Source organism: Pseudomonas sp. NyZ480, from assembly GCF_029537255.1.
GTDB classification, from domain to species: domain Bacteria; phylum Pseudomonadota; class Gammaproteobacteria; order Pseudomonadales; family Pseudomonadaceae; genus Aquipseudomonas; species Aquipseudomonas taiwanensis.
In genome coordinates, this window is sequence record NZ_CP120626.1 from 709,773 (window position 1) to 730,963 (window position 21,191).

Sequence of the window (21,191 nt, forward strand, 5' to 3'; positions counted from 1 at the left end):
TGCTGAAATGGGCGGTGCCGGTCAGGTATCACGCGCCAGCTTCGCCTTCGAGCAGCATGAACAGGCGGTAGAGCACCACGGTGCTGAACAGTTGCAAGAACCCGCTGAGGCTGTCCATGGCCAGCTTGGCGGCCGGCGAAGGCTCTGCAATGGCCATCAGCAGCGTGCCATCGATCAGCCAGATCGGCGCCAGCACGCCCACCACGCAGATCATGATGCGCATGAAATGGCCGGTGGTCATCCGCGCGCTTTCGCGCATCGCTTGCACCACTGGCAGGCCGCGCAGAACCAGCAGGTACTCGGCGAACACCAGGTTGATCATGATCCACACGCCCGGGAAGATGAACAGCGCCAGGCCCGCCATGATCAGCAGCGAGCTGATCAGGATCAGCAGCGCCAGTTGCGGCCACAGCTGCACGGCGCGGGCGAACAGGTTGCGCTTGGGGATGTCCTGGCCGTTGCTGCGGGTGTCCAGGTAGAGGATCAGCGCCGCGCTGTAGAGCGGGTAGAACAGAAGACTGACCAGCATGCCGTAGGCAGGTGAGGCCTGCTCGCCCATTTGCCGGTACAGCAGTTGAGTCAGCAGGGCTTCGAGCACCACCAGTGGCAGGCACAGCGCAATGATGCTCTGCAAGTGGCGGCGGAAGAAGTACAGGGAGTCGCGCAGAACGCTCAGCGGATTCATCAGTCAACATCGCATGGCTGTAGAAGCAGGGGCCTTACTTTAGCCCAGAGCGGCCAGTTGCTAAAAAATGTTTAACCGTCTCGATGATTGAATCCTCTGGTTACGCGCCCCATCTTTGACACATCCGATGTCCTGCTCCCCCATGAGGTAGCTCCATGAACACTGAAGAACAAACCCTGATCGACGGCCTGTTCGGTCGCATCAAGCAAGCCGAGGACCCGAGCCAGCCTCGCGATGCCCAGGCCCAGGCGCGCATCGAGGACCACCTGCGACAGCAACCGGCCGCGCCTTACTACATGGCCCAGGCCATTCTGGTCCAGGAGGCTGCGATCAAGCGCCTGGACGAGCAGAACAAACAGCTCGAAGCCGAACTCAAGCAAGCCCGTGCCCAGCTCGAGGCAACCCGCAGCAGCAACAGCAGCAGCGGTGGTTTCCTGTCCAGCATCTTCGGCGCAGGCACACGCAACCCAGAGCCGGTTCAGCAACCTCAACGCCCAGCAGCGCCTGCTTCCGGTGGAGGCGGCTGGCGCGAGCCGTCCGCACCTGGGTTCTCCCAGCCCCCTGTGCAGCAGCCAGGTTTCGGTGCAGCCCCGGCCCGCAGTGGTGCCAGCAGCTTCCTCGGCGGTGCCATGCAGACCGCGGCCGGTGTGGCGGGCGGCGTCTTGCTGGCGCAGGGCATCAGCAGCCTGTTCAACCATCACTCGCAGCCGGATGAGGTGGTCGAGGTGATCAAGGAAGAACCGGCCCCGGCCAGCGACAACGGTGGTTGGAACGACGCTTCCGAGCCTCGGCAGGTCGCCGACAACGGTGGCTGGGGCGCTGATCAGGGGGGGTATGCGGATACCGACTATGGCAGCGATGACGGCGGGTTCTTCTCCGACGACGACACCTTCGTCTGACCGGTCTGGCATACTGGAGGCATTTCAGGGGTGCGTTGCGCCCCTTCCTGCCGAGAGTGAGTCGTGAAGAAGATCGCGCTGTTCGCCGATGTGCAGAACCTCTACTACACCGTGCGCCAGGCCTACGGTTGCCACTTCAATTACACCGCGCTATGGGCCGATGTGTGTCGCGAGGGCGAGATCGTCGAAGCTGTGGCGTACGCCATCGACCGTGGCGACACCAAACAACAGCAATTTCAGCAGATCCTGCGCAACCTCGGTTTCGATGTACGTCTCAAACCCTTCATCCAGCGCAGCGATGGCTCGGCCAAGGGCGACTGGGACGTGGGTATCACCCTGGATGTGATCGATGCCGCCAGCCGTGTCGACCAAGTGGTGCTGGCCTCAGGCGATGGCGATTTCGACCTGTTGCTCGAGCGCGTGATCCAGCGCCATGGCACCGAGGCGGTGGTCTATGGCGTGCCAGGGCTGACCGCGTTGTCGCTGATTCGCGCCGCCAGCCGCTACGTACCTATCGAGGGGCGCCTGTTGCTGCGCCATTGAACTCAGCTTTTCTTGCCATTGCTCTGCAGGTGATCCAGCGGCACCCGCCGTTCCACCGCGCTGGACAGAATGATCGAGGTCTTGCTGAAACCCAGCTGCGAAACGCGGTTGATCAACGCTTCCAGTTCAAGCATCGAACCCACGGCAGCCTGCATGATCACGCAAGGGTCGCCGGTCACCCGGTGGCACTCGGTCAGCTCGGGTATGCGGGCCAGCTCGTCATAGCTCTGTTGATTGCCATGGCTGGCCAGCCGCAATTCGATCACGCACTGTATCGGCAGGCCGATCTTGGCCAGGTTGACCTTGGCCGTGTAGCCAGAGATGACCCCTGTGGCTTCAAGCTTGGCCACCCTTTCCGCGACCGCCGGCGCCGAAAGATTTACCTGGCGAGCCAGTTGTGCGTAGGTGGCCCGTCCGTTTTCGAGCAGGGCGGCGAGCAGCATGCGGTCGTATTTGTCCATCTGAGGTTCCTGCTTTGCATTCAACGGCAAAATGGCCGAACAAACGTTCATTGCAAAGTGTAAGGGCGTGTTAAACGTGTTTTGTAACTTAAGTTTGCACGGAAGCCTTTCTAAACTAAGTCACCCGTAAACGGATTTCGAGTCTTTTTCCATGCCTGCCTCCCGTCGCCTTCCCTGGTTGCTCATTGGTGCCTTCCTGGCCTTGTATCTGGTCTGGGGTTCCACCTACCTGTTCATCCGCATCGGTGTCGAAACCTGGCCGCCGATGCTCATGGCCGGGGTGCGATTTTTGATTGCCGGTAGCCTGTTGTATGGCTTCCTGCGCTGGCGTGGGGTGCCGGCACCGAGCTGGACGCAGTGGCGTGCGGCAGGCGCCATCGGCTTTCTGTTGCTCAGTTGCGGCAATGGCGGTGTGACCCTGGCCGAGCATGCCGGGGTTGCATCGGGTGTGGCGGCCTTGGCGGTTGCCACCGTGCCCCTGTTCACCTTGCTGTTCGGGCTACTGTTCGGTCACCGCAACTCGCGGTTGGAGTGGGCGGGGATCGTCCTTGGTCTGGTCGGTATCGGGCTGCTGAACCTGGGGTCGAACCTGCAAGCCAGCCCCATGGGCGCGGCACTCATCCTGTTCGCGGCGGCGGCCTGGGCGTTCGGCTCGGTGTGGAGCAAAAACCTGCCCTTGCCCCAGGGCGCGATGGCCAGTGCCGCCGAGATGCTGGTCGGCGGCGCGGTATTGCTGCTGGGCAGTGCCCTGAGCGGCGAGCGCTTGACGCAGATGCCCACCGCAGCCGGTTGGGGCGCGCTTGCCTACCTGGTGTTCTTCGGCTCGATCCTGGCCTTCAGTGCCTACATGTACCTGCTCAAGCACGTACGTCCGGCGGCAGCGACCAGCTATGCCTATGTCAATCCGGCAGTTGCGGTGTTGCTCGGCATCGTCTTTGCCGGTGAGACCATTGGCGCCGAAGAATGCCTGGCCATGGCGGTGATCATTGGCGCGGTAGTGCTGATCGGCCTGCCACAGTGGCGCAGGCCGCCGCAGCCCGTGCAGCCGTTGAAAGGCGAAATCTGCAAGTAGGGTGGGGTGTTGCGGTAAACTTGCCGCCTTCGCTGAACCCCCCTGACGGTATTGCCATGAATTTCGCCAAACTCGGCCTGATCGAACCCTTGCTGCGCACGTTGCAGCACCTGGACTACAACACTCCGACCCCTGTCCAGGCCAAGGCCATTCCCGCCGTGCTGGCCGGCCGCGACCTGATGGCCGCGGCCCAGACCGGTACCGGCAAGACCGCGGGTTTTGCCCTGCCGGTGTTGCAGCGCCTGGCCCTCGAAGGGGAAAAAGTCGCCAGCAACTCGATCCGAGCGCTGGTGCTGGTGCCGACCCGTGAACTGGCCGAGCAGGTGCATGCCAATATCCGTGAGTATGCCGAAAACCTGCCGCTGAGCACCTATGCGGTGTATGGCGGTGTCAGCATCAACCCGCAGATGATGCGCCTGCGCCGGGGTGTCGACCTGTTGGTGGCAACCCCAGGGCGACTGCTGGACCTGTTCCGTCAGAATGCGGTGAAGTTCGGCCAAGTGCAGACCCTGGTGCTCGACGAAGCCGACCGAATGCTCGACCTGGGGTTCGCCGAGGAACTGCAGGCGGTGTATGCCGCCTTGCCGCGCAAGCGCCAGACCCTGCTGTTTTCCGCCACCTTCTCCGACCAGATCCGCATGTTGGCGGGCCTGGCCCTGAACGATCCGCTGAGCATCGAGGTCAGCCCGCGCAACACCACGGCTTCGACGGTCAAGCAGTGGCTGGTGCCGGTGGACAAGAAGCGCAAGGCCGACCTGTTCTGCCATCTGCTGCGCAAGCAACGCTGGAAGCAAGTGCTGGTGTTCGCCAAGACCCGTAACGGTGTCGACCAATTGGTGGAGCGTCTGATGGGCGAGGGCGTGAACGCCGATGGCATTCATGGTGACCGGCCACAAGCCACGCGCCAGCGTGCGCTGGACAGTTTCAAGGCCCGCGAGATTCAGGTGCTGGTGGCCACCGATGTGGCGGCGCGCGGCCTGGACATCGACGACCTGCCACTGGTGGTCAACCTGGACCTGCCGATCGTGGCCGAAGACTATGTGCACCGCATCGGCCGCACCGGCCGGGCGGGCAACAAGGGCGAGGCCATTTCGCTGGTGTGTGCCGACGAAGTGCAACTGCTGGCCAGCATTGAAACCTTGATCCGCCAGACCCTACCGCGTCATGAAGAGCCGGACTTCATCCCCGATCACCGGGTGCCGATGACCGATGCCAGCGGCCAGGTGATCAAGAAGCCGAAGAAGCCCAAGAAGCCGAAAGAGAACAGCGCCAAGCGTGGATTGGGACGGTGGATGGACAGTGCCGAGTCTGGGGCCTCGGAAGCCCCGGTCAAGGCAGTACGCAAGGTGCCGAGTTTCAACAGTGGGCCACGTAAGCGTAAGCCTTGAGGTGGTCGGGGCCGCATTGCGGCCCAATCGCCGGTGAGCCGGCGCCTACCGTGCGGGTTTGGGATGGGCCAACCACTGTGCCGCAGCGCGCCCCGCTCGCAGCCCGCTGGCAAAGCACGCCGTCAACAGGTAGCCCCCGGTCGGGGCCTCCCAGTCCAGCATCTCTCCGGCACAAAACACGCCGGGTAGTTGCTTGATCATCAACCCCTCATCCAGCCCCTCGAAGCGCACGCCGCCGGCGCTGCTGATCGCTTCATCCAGCGGCCGTGGACGCAGCAACTCGATGGGCAATGCCTTGATCGCCTGTGCCAACGCTTGTGGGTCGGCAAAGGTGGCCTGGTCGGTCAGTTCGCGCAGCAAGGCGGCTTTCACGCCGTCGAGCCCCAATTGGCTGTGCAAGTGCTTGGCCATGGAACGCGAGCCTCGTGGCTTGGCCAGGGCGAAAGCGATTTTATCCACAGGCCGGTCGGGCAGCAGGTCGAGTCGCAACGTTGCTCGGCCATCACGGTTGATCGCCTCGCGAACCGGCGCCGACCAGGCATACACCAGGCTGCCCTCGACACCCTGGGCGGTAAGAATGAATTCGCCCTTGCGCGGCGCACTGCCAGGCACGCTGAGGGCGATGTTCTTCAGTGGTGCGCCGGCGAACTTGTCCTTGAGCAATGCACTCCAGCCTGCGACTTCAAAGCCACAGTTGCTCGGTTGCAGCGGCGAGATATCCACACCCCGGGCGGCCAGCAGCGGCTGCCAGCTGCCATCCGAGCCCAGGCGTGCCCAGCTACCACCACCCAACGCCAGGACTACCGCACTGGCGCGTACACTCAGTTCGCCCTGTGGATAAGCAATCCGCAGGCTGCCGTCATCGTTCCAGCCCAGCCAGCGATGGCGGGTGTGGATAACCACGCCACTGTCGCGCAGGCGCTTGAGCCAGGCACGCAGCAGTGGCGCGGCTTTCATGTCGCGGGGGAAGACACGGCCCGACGTGCCGACGAAGGTCTCGATGCCCAGGCCGTGGATCCACTGGCGCAAAGCATCGGCATCGAAGTCGTGCAGCAGGGCGTCGATCTCACCCTGGCGTTCGGCGTAGCGCGAAACGAAGGCCGGGTAAGCCTCGGAATGGGTGATGTTCATGCCACCCACGCCCGCCAGCAGGAACTTGCGACCCACCGAAGGCATGGCGTCGAAGACCTCCACGGCGAGGCCGGCCTGGGCCAGGGCTTCGGCGGCCATCAAGCCAGCGGGGCCGGCGCCAATGACGGCGACCAGGGGAGGGGAGGCAGGGTGTAGATCGGGCATGGTGGGGGGCAGGCTGTGGAAAAGAGCGCGCATTCTACCGCAGGCAGGCCTGTGGCGGCACTGAACAAAAAATGATCAGTACCTTGTACGCCAGGTGTTCAGAGGGCTGCAGCCGCTTTCCCGCAGGTTATCCACAAGCGGTTCCACAGTCATTGTGAACAACCGATGACTTTCGCAGCGCTGTGGTGAAGGATCCCGTGGCGCTTGGCCAGGGCCAGACGGTCCTTGCTGTAGCCGCCACCGATGACGCCCACCACTGGGATATCGCGGCCCAGGCAATGGCGCAGGACCTGTTCGTCACGCGCAGCCAGGCCCTCATCGGTCAGTTGCAGGTAACCCAAGGCATCGTCCTTGTGCACATCCACCCCAGCGTCGTACAGCACGAGGTCGGGCTGGTACAGCGGTAACAGGTAGTTGAGGGCATCGTCCACCACCTTCAGGTACGCAGCGTCGCCCATGCCTCGGGGCAACGGGATGTCCCAGTCGCTTTGCGCCTTGCGGGCCGGGAAGTTCTGTTCACAGTGCAGCGACACGGTGATGGCATCGGGGGTGTCATGGAGAATGCGCGCGGTGCCGTCGCCCTGATGCACGTCGCAGTCGAAGATCAGGACCCGGTGCACGCGCCCAGCCTCCAGCAGGTAACGGCTGATCACCGCCAGGTCGTTGAAAATGCAGAAGCCGGCGGGGTGGTCATAGTGGGCATGGTGGGTGCCGCCGGCCAGGTGACAGGCCACCCCATGGCGCAGCGCCATTTCGGCGGTGAGCAGCGACCCGCCGACGGCGCGCACGGTCCGCCGAGCCAGGGCCTCGCTCCATGGCAAGCCAAGACGGCGCTGGTCTTCGCGAGACAGTTCGCCACTCATGTAGCGCTCGATGTAGCCCCTGTCATGGGCCAGGGCGAGGACGTCGTTCGGGCAGATTTCCGGACGCAGCAGCGCCTGGTCGGTGGTCAGTCCGCTGTCGATCAGGTGATCGTGCAACAGGCGGAACTTGTCCATCGGGAAGCGGTGCTCGGGGGGAAATTCCGGGCTGTAGTCTTCGTGGTAGATCAACGGCAACGGCATGGCAGGTTCGCATTCAGGGCCAGCGGCCATCTTGCCAGCAGTTGCCGTGTCGTTGCCAATGCCAGCGTTGCAAGGCTACCGCTCGGTCGTGGCCAGTACCCGCTGCCAGTCCGGCGCGTTCATGCGCCCCAGGATCCTTGCCTTGCCGGTGCTGTCCACCGAAACGAACAGGGCGCTGGCGTATCCGCTGTCACGCTCGCCGCCAGCCACCTTCTGCGCGCGCTGGAAATGGTCGATGCAACCATTGTGGGTGACCAGCACCAGGTTGTGGCCTGGGCGCTTGCGAGCCAGCGCATCGTCGACGAACGAGCGGTCGCAGCGCTCCAGCCAATCTTCGCTGGGCACGGCTTGGCCAAGAATGAAATGAGCCGTCTGGCGTGTGCGCAGCTTGGGGCTGCTGAGCATGTCAGCGTTGGCCAGCCCCAGGTGTTGCAAGCCCTGGCCGACGCGGGTGGCGGCCTCACTGCCGGCCACGGTGATGCCGGTGGGGTCGTCCAGGCACGGGCCGGGGGCGCTGTCGCAGCGTTCGGCATGGCGGACCATGACGATCACCGCACCCTCGGCCCAGTCCTGCAGCAGGCCGCTGTCACTTAACTGTTGTTCGTTGCCAAGGTCCACGATATGCGTCCTCGTTGCCAGCCAGGTGCTCAACGCCGCCAGTATCAGGCACAGGCCGAAGGCGGCACCGAGAAGCGTGCGCAGGCGTCCACTTCGCTTGCGTTGGGTGTGGGCGATAGGGGCTTCCAGTGTGTTGCTCGACTGCATGCGTCACTCCGATGGCATGACCGCGCCAGGCGCGGCGTTGGATGCCGGCATTCTGGAAAGCGTGCTGTCGGGAGGCGGTGAAGGGGTTGTGAAAATTGCATTCAAGGCGCCCTGGCCGCGCCTACGCTTTAAACTGCAAGACCGTGAAACCGGAGCCTCATCGATGACCCCTATCCTGCATCTGGAAAGCGCACGTCTGGTGCTGCGTCAATGGCACGACGACGACTTGCGCGAGTTCGCCGCCCTGTGCGCGGACCCGCAGGTGATGCGCTATTTCCCTGCCCCCATGACGCGCCTGGAAGCGGCAGCCTTGATCGGACGGATCCGTGGTCACTTCAACGAATACGGCTTTGGCCTGTGGGCGCTCGAGCGCAAGGACAGTGGTGCCTTCATCGGCATGACTGGCCTACTCAACGTCAATTTCGACGCCCCCTTCGCCCCGGCCGTCGAGATAAGCTGGCGCCTGGCGCGGCGGCACTGGGGGTTGGGTTTCGCCAGCGAGGCGGCCTGGACGTGCCTGCGTTGTGCTTTCGCCCAATTGCGCCTGGATGAAGTGGTGTCGTTCACTACCGAGGGCAACCTGCCGTCGCAGAAAGTCATGCAGGCCATTGGCATGGTGCAGGACGTTTCTGGCAGTTTCGAACACCCCCGCCTACCCGCAGGTCACCCTTTGCGCCCCCATGTGCTGTATCGCATCGACCGGGCGCACTGGGAGCAGACCCTGCGCGGCTGAATGGTTGGCCATGCGCGGTGCCGATGACAAACCCTGTATCATTTACCCCGATGAGCGCGCCGAAGAGCTGTGATGCCTTGCTAGGAGAACCCCCGATGAGCCATGTGTTGGACGACCTGGTCGACCTGTTGAGCCTCGAGTCGATCGAGGAAAACCTGTTCCGCGGACGCAGCCAGGACCTGGGCTTCCGCCAGCTGTACGGTGGTCAGGTACTGGGCCAGTCGTTGTCGGCGGCCAGCCAGACGGTCGAGGATGCGCGCCATGTGCATTCGCTGCATGGCTACTTCCTGCGGCCGGGCGATGCCAGCCTGCCGGTGGTCTATTCGGTCGACCGCGTGCGCGACGGCGGCAGCTTCAGCACGCGCCGGGTGACGGCGATCCAGAAGGGCCAGACCATCTTTACCTGCAGTGCCTCGTTCCAGTACGACGAGGAGGGGTTCGAGCACCAGGCGCAGATGCCTGATGTGGTGGGCCCCGAGAATCTGCCCAGTGAAGTCGAGCTGGCGCGCACCATGGCCGATCACCTGCCCGAGCGCATTCGCGAGAAGGTGCTGTGTGCCAAACCGATCGAAATCCGCCCGGTCACCGAGCGCGACCCGTTCAATCCCAAGGCTGGCGACCCGGTCAAGTACGCCTGGTTCCGCGCCGACGGCAGCCTTCCGGACACCCCGGCGCTGCACAAGTACCTGCTGGCCTATGCCTCGGACTTCGGCCTGCTGACCACCTCGCTGCAGCCCCATGGCAAGTCGGTGTGGCAGAAGGATATGCAGATCGCCAGCCTCGACCACGCGCTGTGGTTCCACCGTAACCTGCGCGCCGATGAATGGCTGCTGTACGCCACCGACAGCCCGTGGGCTGGTAACTCCCGTGGTTTCTGCCGTGGCAGCATCTACAACCGCGCCGGTCAGTTGGTGGCGTCCTCCACCCAGGAAGGTCTGATTCGTCACCGCAAGGACTGGGCATGAGCCTCGCCGAGATTCGCAACTGGGTGTTCGACATGGACGGCACGCTCACCGTGGCGGTGCACGATTTCGCGGCCATCCGCGAGGCGTTGGAGATTCCTGCCGAGCATGACATCCTCACCCATCTGGCGGCGTTGCCAGCAGCGGAGGCGGCAGCCAAGCATGCCTGGCTGCTGGAGCACGAGCGTGACCTGGCCATTGCCTCCACGGCCGCGAGCGGCGCGGTGGAGCTGGTGCGTGAGCTGGCCGCGCGTGGCTGCCGGCTGGGTATTCTGACCCGTAATGCCCGGGAGCTGGCGCATGTGACCCTGGAAGCGATCGGTTTGGCGGACTGCTTTGCAGTCGAGCACATCCTCGGGCGTGACGAGGCCGCGCCCAAGCCCAGCCCAGATGGCTTGTTGAAGATCGCTGATGCGTGGGGCGTGGCCCCGGGCGAGCTGGTGATGGTCGGGGACTATCGTTTCGACCTCGATTGCGGGCGCGCAGCGGGCGCGCGAACGGTGTTGGTGAACCTGCCGGACAACCCCTGGCCTGAGCTTGCTGACTGGCATGCCGCCGACTGCCACGCGTTGCGCAGCCTGTTGGGCTGAAGGGCCTGTCGCCAACGGACAATCCGCCTGGGGCTGCGCGGCGTCCGCCGGCGATGGGGCCATTACAGACACCGCCGCCATTGCTGGCTAAGCTCCTGTTCTGCTTCCCCATCCAAGGAGTTCCAGCCATGAGCAGCAAGGCCATCTACGTCCAACCCGGCGGCGGCTACGACAAGGTCCAGGTCGGCACCTGCGAGGCCCCGGCACCAAAGGCCGGCGAGATCACCGTGCGCCTGCACGCCAGCTCCCTCAACTACCATGACTTCGCCGTGGTCAGCGGCATGTGGGGGCCGAGCGAGCGGCGTATTCCCATGGCCGATGGCGCGGGCGAAGTGGTTGCGGTCGGCGCGGGTGTCGATGAATTCAAGGTGGGCGATGCCGTGGTCAGCACCTTCTTCCCAGGCTGGCTCGACGGCCAGGCCCAGGTCGAAGGCTTCGCCAGCGTCCCCGGTGATGGCATCGACGGTTACGCCCGCGAACACGTGACCGCCCGTGCCACCGCCTTCACCCTGGCCCCCAAAGGCTACAGCCATGCCGAAGCCGCCACGCTGACCACCGCCGGCCTCACCGCCTGGCGTGCGCTGATGAGCGATGACCACCTCAAGCCCGGTGACACGGTGCTGGTGCAAGGCACCGGTGGGGTATCGATCTTCGCCCTGCAATTCGCCAAGTTGGCCGGCGCGACGGTCATCGCCACCTCATCCAGCGACGCCAAGCTCGAACGCCTCAAGTCGCTGGGCGCCGACCACCTGATCAACTACCGCACCACCCCCGCCTGGGGCGAGCAGGTGCGCCAGCTCACCGACAACCGGGGTGTCGATCACGTCATCGAAGTGGGCGGCCCTGCGACCCTGGAGCAGTCGATGATCGCCGCACGGATCGGCGGGCATATCTCGCTGATCGGCATCCTCACCGGTGTGGCAGGGCAGTTGCCGCTGGTGCAGGCGCTGGTACGGCAGATCCGCCTGCAGGGCGTGCTGGTGGGCAGCCGGGCGCAGCAACAGGCGATGGTCCGGGCGATCGATGCCAATGGCCTGCGGCCTGTGGTAGACAAGCACTTCGAACTGGAGCAGATCGTCGATGCGTTCCGCTACCAGGAGAGCAATCGCCATTTCGGCAAGATCTGCCTGACCTGGTAACCCGTTCGGTCAGTCCGGCAACAAACGGTCCCGGCTGTTGGACAGGTGCAAGCAGATCGCCGCCCGCGCCGCATCCGGGTCCTTGCGCCGAATGGCATTGAGGATGGCCTCGTGTTCGAGGTTGGCCAGGTAGGCATGGCGAGCCAGGTTGGCGCCCGAACGCTCGTTCAGGGCCATGCGGTTGCGCGGGATCATGCCATTGCCCAACTGCATCATCATCTCGGTGAAGTACAGGTTGCCAGTGGCTTCGGCAATCAGCAGGTGGAAACGCCGGTCGGGCTCGATGCAGCTGTCGCCGGCCGCTGCCAGGTCCTGGTAATCGTCCAGCGCCTGGCGCATGCGCTTCAGGTGCTCGTCGCTGCGGCGCAGGGCGGCGAGGGCGGCGGCCTGGCCTTCCAGGCCGATTCTCAACTCCAACAGGTCGCGCACACTGGCGGCGTTCTCTGCCGCCACCCGCAAGCCCGTCTGGGCCTGGCGCTCGATCACGAAGGTGCCGATCCCGTGGCGTGGCTCCACCAGTCCCGACGCCTGTAGCTTCGACAAAGCCTCGCGTACCACCGTGCGGCTGACGCCATGCTCGCGCACGAGCGTGTTTTCTGAGGGCAGCTTGTCACCGGGCTGGAAGGTGCCCAGCAGAATGTGTTGGGTCAGGCTCGAAACCAGGTCGTGGGCGCGGCTGTGGCCACGGGAGTGGGTGTCCATGGGTTTTCCTGGTAGCCGTTAACTTGTATGACAAGATAATGCATCGAAATATTTTTTGCAGATTTTTTGTATCGAAGACGGAGTGGTCTTGCCGCTGTTTTAACGAATATCGCGCAATTTAGGCTTTTTGCAGCTTGTATTTTGCCATTTAGACGGTTTTTCTCGTCTTGTCGTACAACTGCCCGGCGAATATGCTCGTTCCCACTGGCCTGTCAGACAACCCCGGCGGACTGCCTCCCGCCAACGACAGCCTCTCGACCCGCACAAAAACAATTAGTGGGAGATTTCACGTGAACGACACCCTCGATCCGTCCGCCCGAAGCGGTGGCGACGCGTTGGCCAGTGCCGTGGCCAAGGTCAAGCGCCATGTCCTGCCGCTGTTCGTCATCATGTTCATCGTCAACTACCTCGACCGCGTCAACATCGGTTTCGTGCGCCCGCACCTGGAAAGCGACCTTGGCATCAGCGCGGCGGCCTACGGTTTCGGCGCAGGGCTTTTCTTCATTGGCTACGCCCTGTTCGAAGTGCCGTCGAACATGCTGTTGCAGCGTGTCGGTGCACGCCTGTGGCTGACCCGCATCATGTTCACCTGGGGGCTGGTCGCTACGGCCATGGCGTTCGTGCAGAACGAAACCCAGTTCTATGTACTGCGCTTCCTGCTGGGGGTGGCCGAGGCCGGTTTCTTCCCAGGGGTCATCTATTACTTCACCCGTTGGTTGCCAGCTGCCGAGCGCGGCAAGGCCATTGCCATCTTCCTCAGCGGTTCGGCAGTGGCATCGCTGATTTCCGGGCCCCTGGCCGGCGCCTTGATGCAGATTCAGGGCATGGGCCTGCACGGCTGGCAGTGGATGCTGTTCATCGAAGGCATGGCCTCGGTGGTGCTGTGCTTCTTCGTGTTCTTCTGGCTCGACTCCAAACCACAGGACGCCAAGTGGCTGAGCAAGGCCGAGCAGGATGCCCTGGTCGAAACCATCGACCGCGAGCAGCGTGAGCGCGAGGCGGGCGGGGTGGTGAAGGTGTCGGCCTGGCGACTGCTCAAGGACCGTCAGATCGTGCTGTTCTGCGTGATCTACTTCTGCATCCAGCTGACCATCTACGCAGCGACCTTCTGGCTGCCGAGCATCATCAAGCGCATGGGCGAGCTGTCCGACATTCAGGTGGGCTTCTTCAACTCCATCCCCTGGCTGATCTCGATCCTGGCGATGTATGCCTTCGCGGCAGGCTCGGCGCGCTGGAAGTTCCAGCAGGCCTGGGTGGCCGCCGCGCTGGTGGTCGCGGCCATCGGCATGTTCATGTCCACCACGGGCGGGCCGGTCTTCGCATTCGTCGCCGTGTGCTTCGCCGCCATCGGTTTCAAATCGGCCTCGTCGTTGTTCTGGCCAATCCCACAGGGGTACCTGGATGCGCGGATCGCTGCGGCGGTGATCGCCCTGATCAACTCCGTCGGCAACCTCGGTGGCTTTGTCGCTCCCACCACCTTCGGCCTGCTCGAGCAGCAGACCGGCTCGATCCAGGGTGGCCTGTATGGCCTGGCGGTGACCTCGGTACTGGCAGCGATCCTGGTGTTCTTCGTCCGCACCCGCCCCAACACCTCCTCGAACAGCCTCAAGCCGCAGTCGGCGTTGAGCCAGACCCACTGAACCTGCAGGAAACCCTACATGAACATGCAGAGCACTCCAGAATCCTTCAGCGGCTCCCCGGTACACACCGCCACCCCAGTGGTCACCGACCTGCGCGTGATCCCGGTGGCCGGCCACGACAGCATGCTGCTCAACCTCAGCGGTGCCCATGGCCCGTACTTCACCCGCAACGTTGTGGTGCTGCGTGACAGCGCTGGCAATACCGGCCTGGGTGAAGTGCCTGGCGGCGAGAGCATTCGCCAGACCCTGGAGGACGCCCGCAGCCTGGTGGTCGGCCAGCCCATCGGCCACTACCAGCGCGTGCTCAACGCCATGCGCCAGACGTTCGGCAACCGCGACGCTGCTGGTCGTGGCCTGCAGACCTTCGACCTGCGCATCACCGTGCACGCGGTGACGGCCATCGAGTCGGCCTTGCTCGACCTGCTTGGCCAACACCTGGGGGTGCCGATGGCAGCACTGCTGGGTGAAGGCCAGCAGCGCGAAGCAGTCAAGATGCTGGGTTACCTGTTCTACATCGGTGACCGTCAGCAGACCAGCCTGGCCTACCGCAACGAAGCCGACGCCGATAACGACTGGTTCCGCCTACGCCACGAAAAAGCCCTGACCCCTGAGGCCGTGGTGCGCCTGGCGGAAGCTGCGAAGGCGCGTTATGGCTTTGGCGACTTCAAGCTCAAGGGCGGCGTGCTGCGTGGCGAGGAGGAGATGGAAGCGGTCACCGCCCTGGCCGAGCGCTTCCCTGAGGCACGCATCACCCTGGACCCCAACGGTGCATGGTCACTCAAGCAAGCCATCGCCCTGTGCCGCGACAAGCACGCTGTGCTGGCTTACGCCGAAGACCCATGCGGTGCCGAAAATGGCTACTCGGGCCGTGAAGTGATGGCGGAATTCCGTCGTGCGACCGGGCTGCCGACCGCCACCAACATGATCGCCACCGACTGGCGGCAGATGGGCCACGCGATTCAGTTGCAGTCGGTGGACATTCCGCTGGCCGACCCACACTTCTGGACCCTGCAGGGTTCGGTGCGTGTAGCGCAGATGTGCAACGACTGGGGGCTGACCTGGGGCTCGCACTCCAACAACCACTTCGATATTTCCCTGGCCATGTTCACCCAGGTGGCGGCCGCGGCGCCGGGCGAGATCACCGCGATCGACACCCACTGGATCTGGCAGGACGGCCAGCGCCTGACGCGCGAGCCGCTACGCATCGTCGACGGCCATGTGCGCGTGCCGCAGCGCCCCGGGCTGGGCGTGGAGCTCGATGAAGACCAACTGGCCAAGGCCCATGAGTGCTACCGCAACATGGGGCTCGGCGCACGGGATGACAGCGTGGCGATGCAATTTCTGATTCCGGGCTGGACGTTCGATCACAAGCGGCCCTGCCTGGTGCGCTGATTCCAATCTGCTCGCGAAAGCCCTTTCGCGGATAAACCGCTCTTACAGGCACGGCGCCGTCCCCAAAAACCGCCGGGATCCTGTAGGAGCGCGTTTCACCTGCGAACCCCGGCGAAGCCGGTGCCATCCTCCCGGGAACGTCTACTCCGCCCTTAACCCCGCCCCGCAGGCTCACGCCGCCCCAGCACATCCGCATGAAAAACGAAACCTTCAATTCGCCAGCAGGCGCGTTCAGACACGCCATCTGCAACTTGTGACGCAATCGGAAAACCCTTGTCGTGATCGCGCACCTACGGGACGTTCTCGTGTAATTTCCTACAGCCTCACGGGGCTTAAATGAAGCCCGAATTCCGCTGGCGCGTTGCTCTGTAAAGCGTGCAAAAGGCCTACAACAGAGCGCGAGTGACGTGCCCCTTACGTTCTTCCCAAGGAGATTTTTTCGCTTACGTCTGCCCGTCCTTTCCTTGTGTCAGCAAAAAGAGAACAACATCAATGAGCACCGTGGGATCTGATGGCAACCTTGCACAAGGTTTCAAGCCACGTCACGTAACGATGCTGTCCATCGCGGGCATCATCGGCGCCGGACTTTTCGTGGGTTCCGGGCACGCCATCGCGGCGGCCGGGCCAGCAACCATTCTTTCTTACTTCGTGGCCGGAACCCTGGTGGTGCTGGTCATGCGCATGCTCGGCGAAATGGCCGTAGCGCACCCCGATACGGGTTCATTCTCCACCTACGCCGACCAGGCCATAGGCCGCTGGGCCGGCTACACCATCGGCTGGTTGTACTGGTGGTTCTGGGTCCTGGTGATTCCCATCGAAGCACTTGCCGCCGGGCACGTGCTCAACGCCTGGTTCCCGCAGGTGGACAGCTGGATCTTCGCCCTCGCGTCAGTCCTGCTGCTGGCCAGCACCAACCTGTTCAGCGTGGCCAAGTACGGTGAGTTCGAGTTCTGGTTCGCCATCCTCAAGGTCACGGCGATTCTGGGCTTCATCGGCCTAGGTTTCGCCGCGCTGATGGGCTGGCTGCCCAACCGCGAAGTCAGCGGCCTGAGCACCCTGATGGCCGAGTACGGCGGCTTCGCCCCCAAAGGCTGGTCGGCGGTGGTCGGTGCCTTCATCACCGTGATGTTCAGCTTCATTGGCACCGAGGCGGTGACCATCGCCGCATCCGAGTCCAGCGACCCCTCGCGCAACATCGCCAAGGCCACCCGCTCGGTGATCTGGCGCATCAGCACCTTCTACATCCTGTCGATCTTCGTGATCATCTCGGTGGTGCCGTGGAACGATCCACAGCTTGCGGTGGTGGGTTCGTACCAGCGCGCGCTGGAGATCATGAACATCCCCAATGCCGCACTGATGGTGGATTTCGTGGTGCTGATCGCCGTCACCAGTTGCATGAACTCGTCGATCTACATCGCCTCGCGGATGATGTACTCGTTGGCCAAGCGCGGTGATGCCCCAGCCTTCCTCAACAAGACCTCCAAGGTCGGCGTGCCGCGTGCGGCCGTGTTCGGCAGCACCCTGATCGGCGCGGCCATCGCCGTCCTCAATTACTTCGCGCCCAAGGGCGTTTTCGAGTTCCTGCTCGCAAGCTCCGGCGCCATCGCTTTGCTGGTGTACCTGGTGATCGCCATTTCCCAGCTGCGCATGCGCCGTCGCCTGGAGCGGGAAAATGCCGAGCTGAAGTTCCGCATGTGGCTGTTCCCATGGCTGACCTGGGCGGTGATTGCCTTCATCAGCGGTGCGCTGGCGGTGATGATGTATACCCCGGAGCACCGGGCTGAGGTGACGGCGACCTTGAGCCTGGCGATCGTGATTTCCTTCCTGGGGATCGTGACCTCGCGTGGGCATGCGCGGGCAGTGGCGGTGCGGTCGGTGGGCTGATGGGGTTCACTGATTGAAGGTGAAAAGAGCACCCTGGGATGGGTGCTCTTTTTGTTTGGGGGCGACTTGCTTCAACGCAGCAGGCCCAATTCAGCATCATCCAGCAGGGCTTTGCCCAGCGCGCAGAGGTAATGCGCAGCCCATATCAGGCTGGGTTTGTCCTCCATCAACCCGTCGATGGTCAGGTCTCGTGCATAGCCCATCAGTTCCGAGGCCTGTTCGCGGGCGTTTTGGCAGGGGATGCCGGCTTCGATGCGAAACAGGGGGTGGGTCTGGTTTTCACCTTGGTAGAAGATGGTTTTGCCCACTGTGCATTTGATGTCTTCGGTGGCCATTGAGGAATCTCCCTGGGGTGGGACGGTGCCTGGGCTGGCCCTATTGCCGGCAAGCCGGGCTCGTACAGGTTGAGTGGGGGAAAGGGCCAGGCAGGTCATGATGGCGGGTCAATGCAGCGTTTGCGGGTCCGCTGGTTGTTGGACCTGGGCCAGTGCGGTTTCGAGTAACCTTCGCAGGGTTTCGAGCTCGTGCATCGACGCCATGAGCAGCAACGATGCGGGCGATTTGGGCTGCATCAGCATCGCTTGATGGGCGACGGCTTCGGCACAGACTGCGTAGTCCGAGGCCAGGATGAGCGTGTCTTCCAGGGAATGGAGGTGGTGGGGTGGATCCGGCACTATCTTCAACATGATTGCTTCCATATCAGGGCTCTCACTCCCTGCTGTCAAACAGAGGGTGGCAGCTGTACGCGGGTTGACAGACCGGCGGAAACAACAAAGTTCCGGCGCACGCAAGCGTGCCCGCACGTACAGCTGCCATAGAGGCGAGCCGTGCTGTTGTTTACCGTCGCGACCTGTCAAAGTCATGCCGTTGATGAGCAACGACCGCCCGAGACTAAGACCCTGAATAGACGTCTGCAACGGAAAACAGGCGCGGGGAGTATCTTTGGGAAACGTCCTACATGAAAGGGGTTAAATCTGATTTTCCTGGTTCGCGTACCCAAAATGCCAGGCGCAGAAAGACGCACGAAGGCGTCTTCTTTTTTGGAATGTTTGGTGGGCCGGGGTAATTTGAAACAACTCGGTATCTATCTGTTTTGGTTAGTAAAAAAATGATTGGTTAACATGCTTGGAATACCAGTTGGAACGCTGCGTGGCCTGGATTCCGATGGACGGTGCTGTTGGAGCTAGGTACGAGCGCGTAAATGCGTGGTGCTAAACAGATGCTTTCGCGTGAGCAATGTCAGAGCCAGATGTCTCCACGCTTCCTTGCTGAGGTGTTGGTCGGCTGGATCGACCAGCCTGCGCTTTGATGTAGCCCAATGGCCGCAGTGTTGGGATGATGATAGCGATTTGGTATACCGTAAGAAACGGCTGCCAGGGCTCCTTGAGACATAGGGATGGGAGGTGGCCCAGTAAAGGCACCTCCGTGATGGGTTATCGCAATTGCAGAAAACTGAGTCCCAATGCCAAGGGGCAATAGGGAGTAAGGTAGATCACCCGAGAGTAGAACGGGTCCTCCAGCCCTGATTATCCTCATTGCATATCCACTGTCATTTCGATTGCTGGGAGCGCCTGTACCTTTCCATAGCTCTATTCCACTCCTGATGCTAAAGAACGGAGCAGAAAGCAGAGTCAGGTTGGTACCCAGAAGAGCCTGGAGCCGGGCCGCATTTGGCCCGATTGGTTGATCAGGCGCATACCACGCGAGGTTACGAAGCTCCGGAATTTTGCTGACGGCTAACGAATAGTGGTCAAAGTCCCAGTGAGACAGGACGACAAATCCCGATTGAGGCACCCTTTTCTGTTCGAGAAACACGCTGGGGAATGTCTTGTGATGAAAGAACAGCGGCTCTCCTACGTCAAAGTACCCCATGATTGGAGATGTGATGTTTTTGCTGGAATGGATGGCTGAAAAGCTAGCTTGACCGACGTCAACTACCCTCACAAACGGACCGCTCGCGTTTCGTCGAGGACGCCAACTTGAAAGCTGTTGGACGTGTTTCGCATCAGGAGCTTGGCAAAACTCGACTAGCTTTTGTTCAAGTCTACTCGCCGCAAACGGCCCTCCTCCTATGCGGACAGCGTCGGTGATGTTCGTGCGAACGACCTTTCCGCCGTAGTCACCATCAGCGGAGAGGTACCAAGCTGGAGGATCTCCTGGACTGTCTTGGAGCTTGAACTCGATCCAGCTTCCCTCTTCCCAATTGCTCCCTGGGAAGCGCGCTTCTAAACGATTGATGGTTGAAAGGATCCGAACTATCAAAAGATCATCAGCCGTGTCCCTGACGCTCACACCCTTCTGGAGTGCCTCTACTCGAAGGCTATCCAAAACTAAATTCACGCGCCCCCGGTTACTCTCCTTAGGGTCAGGGTAAGTCACTGCTTCAACAAAGCCATAAGCCTTAATAACCGGCCTTTCCCGCCCATCCATGGTCAATCCTCACGCATGATCAATGACGCTTTGAAAACCCAGATTCCCTAAGAGCATCGCGTTGCGATGAAAAGGCCCAGGGGGGGCTAGGTGCTTGCAGGACTTTATGCCTCCAACACACAGGGCGCCCCCCTGGAAGATATAGGATGAGCAGACTGTATTCCAGGCGGAATGTACCAGGTACCTAGACGATAGGGCTGTGCACATCGACAGCAACCAGCTGGAGAACCAGATACGGCCATGGGCACTCGTTCGCTCTAACTGTTTGTCTGCCGCGATAAAAGGGGACAGATTTATATCTTGCGTTCCGGTATTCAATAAACACCGGAACGTGGGTAGGCATGGGGGCAGGATCAATTCGGCTTGGCTACCGTCGCGGCATCCTTGCTTAATACAGGAGCGGCTACATGCACCTTGGCCTCAGACAACGCAATACAGCGGTGTGCGTAGCTGCCGATCTCTTTCAAAGCGATATTTCGATAGCGAGCGGGACAGATTAACAACGTATCGCCGAAGCGGAACTGACGAAACGCCCTGACGCTATACAAACCATTCGGCCCGTCGTAGCTCTCCAGTTGCCACGGGTCGCTGCTGAAGACCTCCTTCGGATAATCCTTTTCGTTCAACACATAGCTCAGCTCGGTATTGTCCCTGATTTTGATCAGATTGGCGGCGGAATAGACCCACAGGTCCAAGAGGGCCGGCAACAGCATGGTATTGACGAAGATGCACCCGAGCAGTACCAGTGCGGCTCGGCCGGTGCGCTGCATCGCATTGCCGTTTGTCAAATAAAAGACGAGGACTGGCGCTAGGTAGAGGCACATTATCAATAAGCAGAGAGCGATAGCCCCGAATGCCTCTTCGTCGCTCTCTCCGCCTCGCCACGTCATGATGGCTAGCTGGGCGGGCATGACTCCACTCACCGAAGTAAACGCTAGCAGCGTACCTAGCCAGCCAACGAGGGCTGTGTAATAGAGTTTGCGATGCGAGGGTTTGCGGGGACCAGGCGGCAGCTCCAGTACTTTGTTGTGCAGGGGCGCATCGCGGCGAAGCAGAACTATCACGGCACAAGCGGCAGCGACTACGACGATAGGGAAGAAGTAGCCTGGAGCCATGGTGTGATCAAAGAGGGCCCCCAGCAGGTTGAGCGATAGCAGTAGGTAGCCCCCGCCTACGATGAGGCCAAAGCGTAAGGCGAGCCTCTTTTCCAGCTCTCTGTCGACGGTGCATACAGACATGCTTAACGTGAAGACCAAAGACGGCACCGATACGATGAGCAGCAGCGACGCGAGTATCAGCAGGCTGAAGAATAACCAGGCGACGAGGTTCGAAGGGTTACCTAACGAACTTAGGATCAACTCGGGGTGATGGATTACCCAGAGGTACTTGGTGAGGAGTGAGATTGAGATAAGCGTTGAAACTACTGGCAGCCACCATTTGATATCGGCGAGTAGTTTGAATAGTGCTTGCCGGGGGCTGGTGGAGGCGGCGGACTCGCTTTGCGGGTTGGTTGTGGGAGGAGATGCGGCTGTCATGAGCGTGTGTT

At 62.1% G+C, this 21,191-nt stretch carries 20 protein-coding genes and 1 pseudogene; 12 read left to right on the top strand and 9 right to left on the bottom strand.

The window, feature by feature from the left end; translation table 11 throughout:
* Positions 1 to 28: 28 nt before the first annotated feature.
* Positions 29 to 685: a YciC family protein gene (locus tag P3R38_RS03150; RefSeq protein ID WP_023378572.1), complete on the bottom strand. Its 657-nt coding sequence runs from the start codon at positions 683 to 685 to the stop codon at positions 29 to 31.
* A 155-nt stretch (positions 686 to 840) separates the two neighbouring features.
* Here P3R38_RS03150 and P3R38_RS03155 point away from each other — a divergent pair, with 155 nt between their 5' ends.
* A complete protein-coding gene (locus tag P3R38_RS03155) occupies positions 841 to 1,584 on the top strand; it encodes a DUF2076 domain-containing protein (RefSeq protein WP_027908000.1) in 744 nt (247 codons plus the stop codon).
* A 63-nt stretch (positions 1,585 to 1,647) separates the two neighbouring features.
* On the top strand, positions 1,648 to 2,127 hold the full coding sequence (locus P3R38_RS03160) for an NYN domain-containing protein (RefSeq protein ID WP_023378574.1): 480 nt from the start codon (positions 1,648 to 1,650) through the stop codon (positions 2,125 to 2,127).
* Between the two features lie 2 nt (positions 2,128 to 2,129).
* On the opposite strand, the gene P3R38_RS03165 is transcribed toward P3R38_RS03160, so the two are convergent.
* Complete coding sequence (locus P3R38_RS03165; RefSeq protein WP_027908001.1) at positions 2,130 to 2,588, bottom strand: Lrp/AsnC family transcriptional regulator; 459 nt, start codon at positions 2,586 to 2,588, stop codon at positions 2,130 to 2,132.
* Positions 2,589 to 2,739: 151 nt separating this feature from the next.
* Between P3R38_RS03165 and yedA the strand changes: the two genes are divergently transcribed.
* Together yedA and P3R38_RS03175 are read left to right on the top strand one after the other, a co-directional pair.
* Positions 2,740 to 3,660 carry a drug/metabolite exporter YedA gene (gene yedA, locus P3R38_RS03170; protein WP_023378576.1) on the top strand — a complete coding sequence of 307 codons (921 nt, stop codon included), beginning with the start codon at positions 2,740 to 2,742 and terminating at the stop codon, positions 3,658 to 3,660.
* A gap of 56 nt (positions 3,661 to 3,716) precedes the next feature.
* Positions 3,717 to 5,048 (top strand): DEAD/DEAH box helicase, encoded by a 1,332-nt coding sequence (locus P3R38_RS03175; RefSeq protein WP_023378577.1) that lies wholly within the window; start codon positions 3,717 to 3,719, stop codon positions 5,046 to 5,048.
* A 45-nt stretch (positions 5,049 to 5,093) separates the two neighbouring features.
* On the opposite strand, the gene P3R38_RS03180 is transcribed toward P3R38_RS03175, so the two are convergent.
* The 3 genes from P3R38_RS03180 to P3R38_RS03190 form a co-directional block, all read right to left on the bottom strand.
* The gene (locus tag P3R38_RS03180) at positions 5,094 to 6,344 is read right to left on the bottom strand and encodes a TIGR03862 family flavoprotein (RefSeq protein WP_104882987.1); all 1,251 of its coding nucleotides are present in this window, start codon (positions 6,342 to 6,344) and stop codon (positions 5,094 to 5,096) included.
* A gap of 149 nt (positions 6,345 to 6,493) precedes the next feature.
* The gene (locus P3R38_RS03185; protein ID WP_023378579.1) at positions 6,494 to 7,408 is read right to left on the bottom strand and encodes a histone deacetylase; all 915 of its coding nucleotides are present in this window, start codon (positions 7,406 to 7,408) and stop codon (positions 6,494 to 6,496) included.
* A gap of 75 nt (positions 7,409 to 7,483) precedes the next feature.
* Positions 7,484 to 8,173, bottom strand: a complete 690-nt coding sequence (locus P3R38_RS03190) for a histidine phosphatase family protein (RefSeq protein ID WP_023378581.1) — start codon at positions 8,171 to 8,173, stop codon at positions 7,484 to 7,486.
* Positions 8,174 to 8,336: 163 nt separating this feature from the next.
* On the opposite strand from P3R38_RS03190, the gene P3R38_RS03195 reads away from it, so the two are divergent.
* The 4 genes from P3R38_RS03195 to P3R38_RS03210 all read left to right on the top strand — a co-directional run bounded on the left by P3R38_RS03195 (position 8,337) and on the right by P3R38_RS03210 (position 11,597).
* Positions 8,337 to 8,906: a GNAT family N-acetyltransferase gene (locus P3R38_RS03195; protein WP_023378582.1), complete on the top strand. Its 570-nt coding sequence runs from the start codon at positions 8,337 to 8,339 to the stop codon at positions 8,904 to 8,906.
* A 95-nt stretch (positions 8,907 to 9,001) separates the two neighbouring features.
* Positions 9,002 to 9,871, top strand: a complete 870-nt coding sequence (gene tesB / locus P3R38_RS03200; RefSeq protein ID WP_023378583.1) for an acyl-CoA thioesterase II — start codon at positions 9,002 to 9,004, stop codon at positions 9,869 to 9,871.
* Complete coding sequence (locus tag P3R38_RS03205) at positions 9,868 to 10,458, top strand: HAD family hydrolase (protein WP_027908005.1); 591 nt, start codon at positions 9,868 to 9,870, stop codon at positions 10,456 to 10,458. Before tesB ends, P3R38_RS03205 begins: the two co-directional genes overlap by 4 nt.
* Before the next feature lie 128 nt (positions 10,459 to 10,586).
* Positions 10,587 to 11,597: an NAD(P)-dependent alcohol dehydrogenase gene (locus P3R38_RS03210; RefSeq protein ID WP_104882209.1), complete on the top strand. Its 1,011-nt coding sequence runs from the start codon at positions 10,587 to 10,589 to the stop codon at positions 11,595 to 11,597.
* Between the two features lie 9 nt (positions 11,598 to 11,606).
* Here the strand turns inward: P3R38_RS03210 and P3R38_RS03215 are convergent, their stop codons facing one another.
* The gene (locus tag P3R38_RS03215; protein WP_104882208.1) at positions 11,607 to 12,299 is read right to left on the bottom strand and encodes a FadR/GntR family transcriptional regulator; all 693 of its coding nucleotides are present in this window, start codon (positions 12,297 to 12,299) and stop codon (positions 11,607 to 11,609) included.
* 290 nt (positions 12,300 to 12,589) lie between these two features.
* Between P3R38_RS03215 and P3R38_RS03220 the strand changes: the two genes are divergently transcribed.
* From P3R38_RS03220 to gabP, 3 genes are all read left to right on the top strand, one after another.
* Positions 12,590 to 13,939, top strand: a complete 1,350-nt coding sequence (locus P3R38_RS03220; protein ID WP_023378587.1) for an MFS transporter — start codon at positions 12,590 to 12,592, stop codon at positions 13,937 to 13,939.
* A gap of 18 nt (positions 13,940 to 13,957) precedes the next feature.
* Complete coding sequence (gene gudD / locus P3R38_RS03225; protein WP_027908007.1) at positions 13,958 to 15,331, top strand: glucarate dehydratase; 1,374 nt, start codon at positions 13,958 to 13,960, stop codon at positions 15,329 to 15,331.
* Positions 15,332 to 15,823: 492 nt separating this feature from the next.
* Positions 15,824 to 17,215 (top strand): GABA permease, encoded by a 1,392-nt coding sequence (gene gabP / locus P3R38_RS03230; RefSeq protein WP_023378589.1) that lies wholly within the window; start codon positions 15,824 to 15,826, stop codon positions 17,213 to 17,215.
* Between the two features lie 71 nt (positions 17,216 to 17,286).
* Here the strand turns inward: gabP and P3R38_RS03235 are convergent, their stop codons facing one another.
* Together P3R38_RS03235 and P3R38_RS03240 are read right to left on the bottom strand one after the other, a co-directional pair.
* Positions 17,287 to 17,550: a DUF3077 domain-containing protein gene (locus P3R38_RS03235; RefSeq protein WP_104882201.1), complete on the bottom strand. Its 264-nt coding sequence runs from the start codon at positions 17,548 to 17,550 to the stop codon at positions 17,287 to 17,289.
* 108 nt (positions 17,551 to 17,658) lie between these two features.
* Positions 17,659 to 17,901 carry a hypothetical protein gene (locus P3R38_RS03240; RefSeq protein ID WP_277686815.1) on the bottom strand — a complete coding sequence of 81 codons (243 nt, stop codon included), beginning with the start codon at positions 17,899 to 17,901 and terminating at the stop codon, positions 17,659 to 17,661.
* Between the two features lie 1,919 nt (positions 17,902 to 19,820).
* Between P3R38_RS03240 and P3R38_RS03245 the strand changes: the two are divergent.
* A pseudogene (locus tag P3R38_RS03245) lies at positions 19,821 to 19,919 on the top strand (transposase); the annotation flags it as partial.
* A 79-nt stretch (positions 19,920 to 19,998) separates the two neighbouring features.
* Here the strand turns inward: P3R38_RS03245 and P3R38_RS03250 are convergent.
* On the bottom strand, positions 19,999 to 21,180 hold the full coding sequence (locus P3R38_RS03250) for a hypothetical protein (protein WP_277686816.1): 1,182 nt from the start codon (positions 21,178 to 21,180) through the stop codon (positions 19,999 to 20,001).
* Positions 21,181 to 21,191: the final 11 nt, after the last annotated feature.

Bases quoted from the DNA above. Each gene is read 5' to 3' on its own strand.
- P3R38_RS03235 (WP_104882201.1), bottom strand. From the start codon at position 17,550: ATGGCCACCGAAGACATCAAATGCACAGTGGGCAAAACCATCTTCTAC.
- P3R38_RS03195 (WP_023378582.1), top strand. From the start codon at position 8,337: ATGACCCCTATCCTGCATCTGGAAAGCGCACGTCTGGTGCTGCGTCAA.
- P3R38_RS03185 (WP_023378579.1), bottom strand. From the start codon at position 7,408: ATGCCGTTGCCGTTGATCTACCACGAAGACTACAGCCCGGAATTTCCC.
- P3R38_RS03175 (WP_023378577.1), top strand. From the start codon at position 3,717: ATGAATTTCGCCAAACTCGGCCTGATCGAACCCTTGCTGCGCACGTTG.
- P3R38_RS03215 (WP_104882208.1), bottom strand. From the start codon at position 12,299: ATGGACACCCACTCCCGTGGCCACAGCCGCGCCCACGACCTGGTTTCG.
- P3R38_RS03165 (WP_027908001.1), bottom strand. From the start codon at position 2,588: ATGGACAAATACGACCGCATGCTGCTCGCCGCCCTGCTCGAAAACGGA.
- yedA (WP_023378576.1), top strand. From the start codon at position 2,740: ATGCCTGCCTCCCGTCGCCTTCCCTGGTTGCTCATTGGTGCCTTCCTG.
- gudD (WP_027908007.1), top strand. From the start codon at position 13,958: ATGAACATGCAGAGCACTCCAGAATCCTTCAGCGGCTCCCCGGTACAC.
- P3R38_RS03205 (WP_027908005.1), top strand. From the start codon at position 9,868: ATGAGCCTCGCCGAGATTCGCAACTGGGTGTTCGACATGGACGGCACG.
- gabP (WP_023378589.1), top strand. From the start codon at position 15,824: ATGAGCACCGTGGGATCTGATGGCAACCTTGCACAAGGTTTCAAGCCA.
- tesB (WP_023378583.1), top strand. From the start codon at position 9,002: ATGAGCCATGTGTTGGACGACCTGGTCGACCTGTTGAGCCTCGAGTCG.
- P3R38_RS03240 (WP_277686815.1), bottom strand. From the start codon at position 17,901: ATGTTGAAGATAGTGCCGGATCCACCCCACCACCTCCATTCCCTGGAA.
- P3R38_RS03250 (WP_277686816.1), bottom strand. From the start codon at position 21,180: ATGACAGCCGCATCTCCTCCCACAACCAACCCGCAAAGCGAGTCCGCC.
- P3R38_RS03190 (WP_023378581.1), bottom strand. From the start codon at position 8,173: ATGCAGTCGAGCAACACACTGGAAGCCCCTATCGCCCACACCCAACGC.
- P3R38_RS03150 (WP_023378572.1), bottom strand. From the start codon at position 685: ATGAATCCGCTGAGCGTTCTGCGCGACTCCCTGTACTTCTTCCGCCGC.
- P3R38_RS03180 (WP_104882987.1), bottom strand. From the start codon at position 6,344: ATGCCCGATCTACACCCTGCCTCCCCTCCCCTGGTCGCCGTCATTGGC.
- P3R38_RS03155 (WP_027908000.1), top strand. From the start codon at position 841: ATGAACACTGAAGAACAAACCCTGATCGACGGCCTGTTCGGTCGCATC.
- P3R38_RS03210 (WP_104882209.1), top strand. From the start codon at position 10,587: ATGAGCAGCAAGGCCATCTACGTCCAACCCGGCGGCGGCTACGACAAG.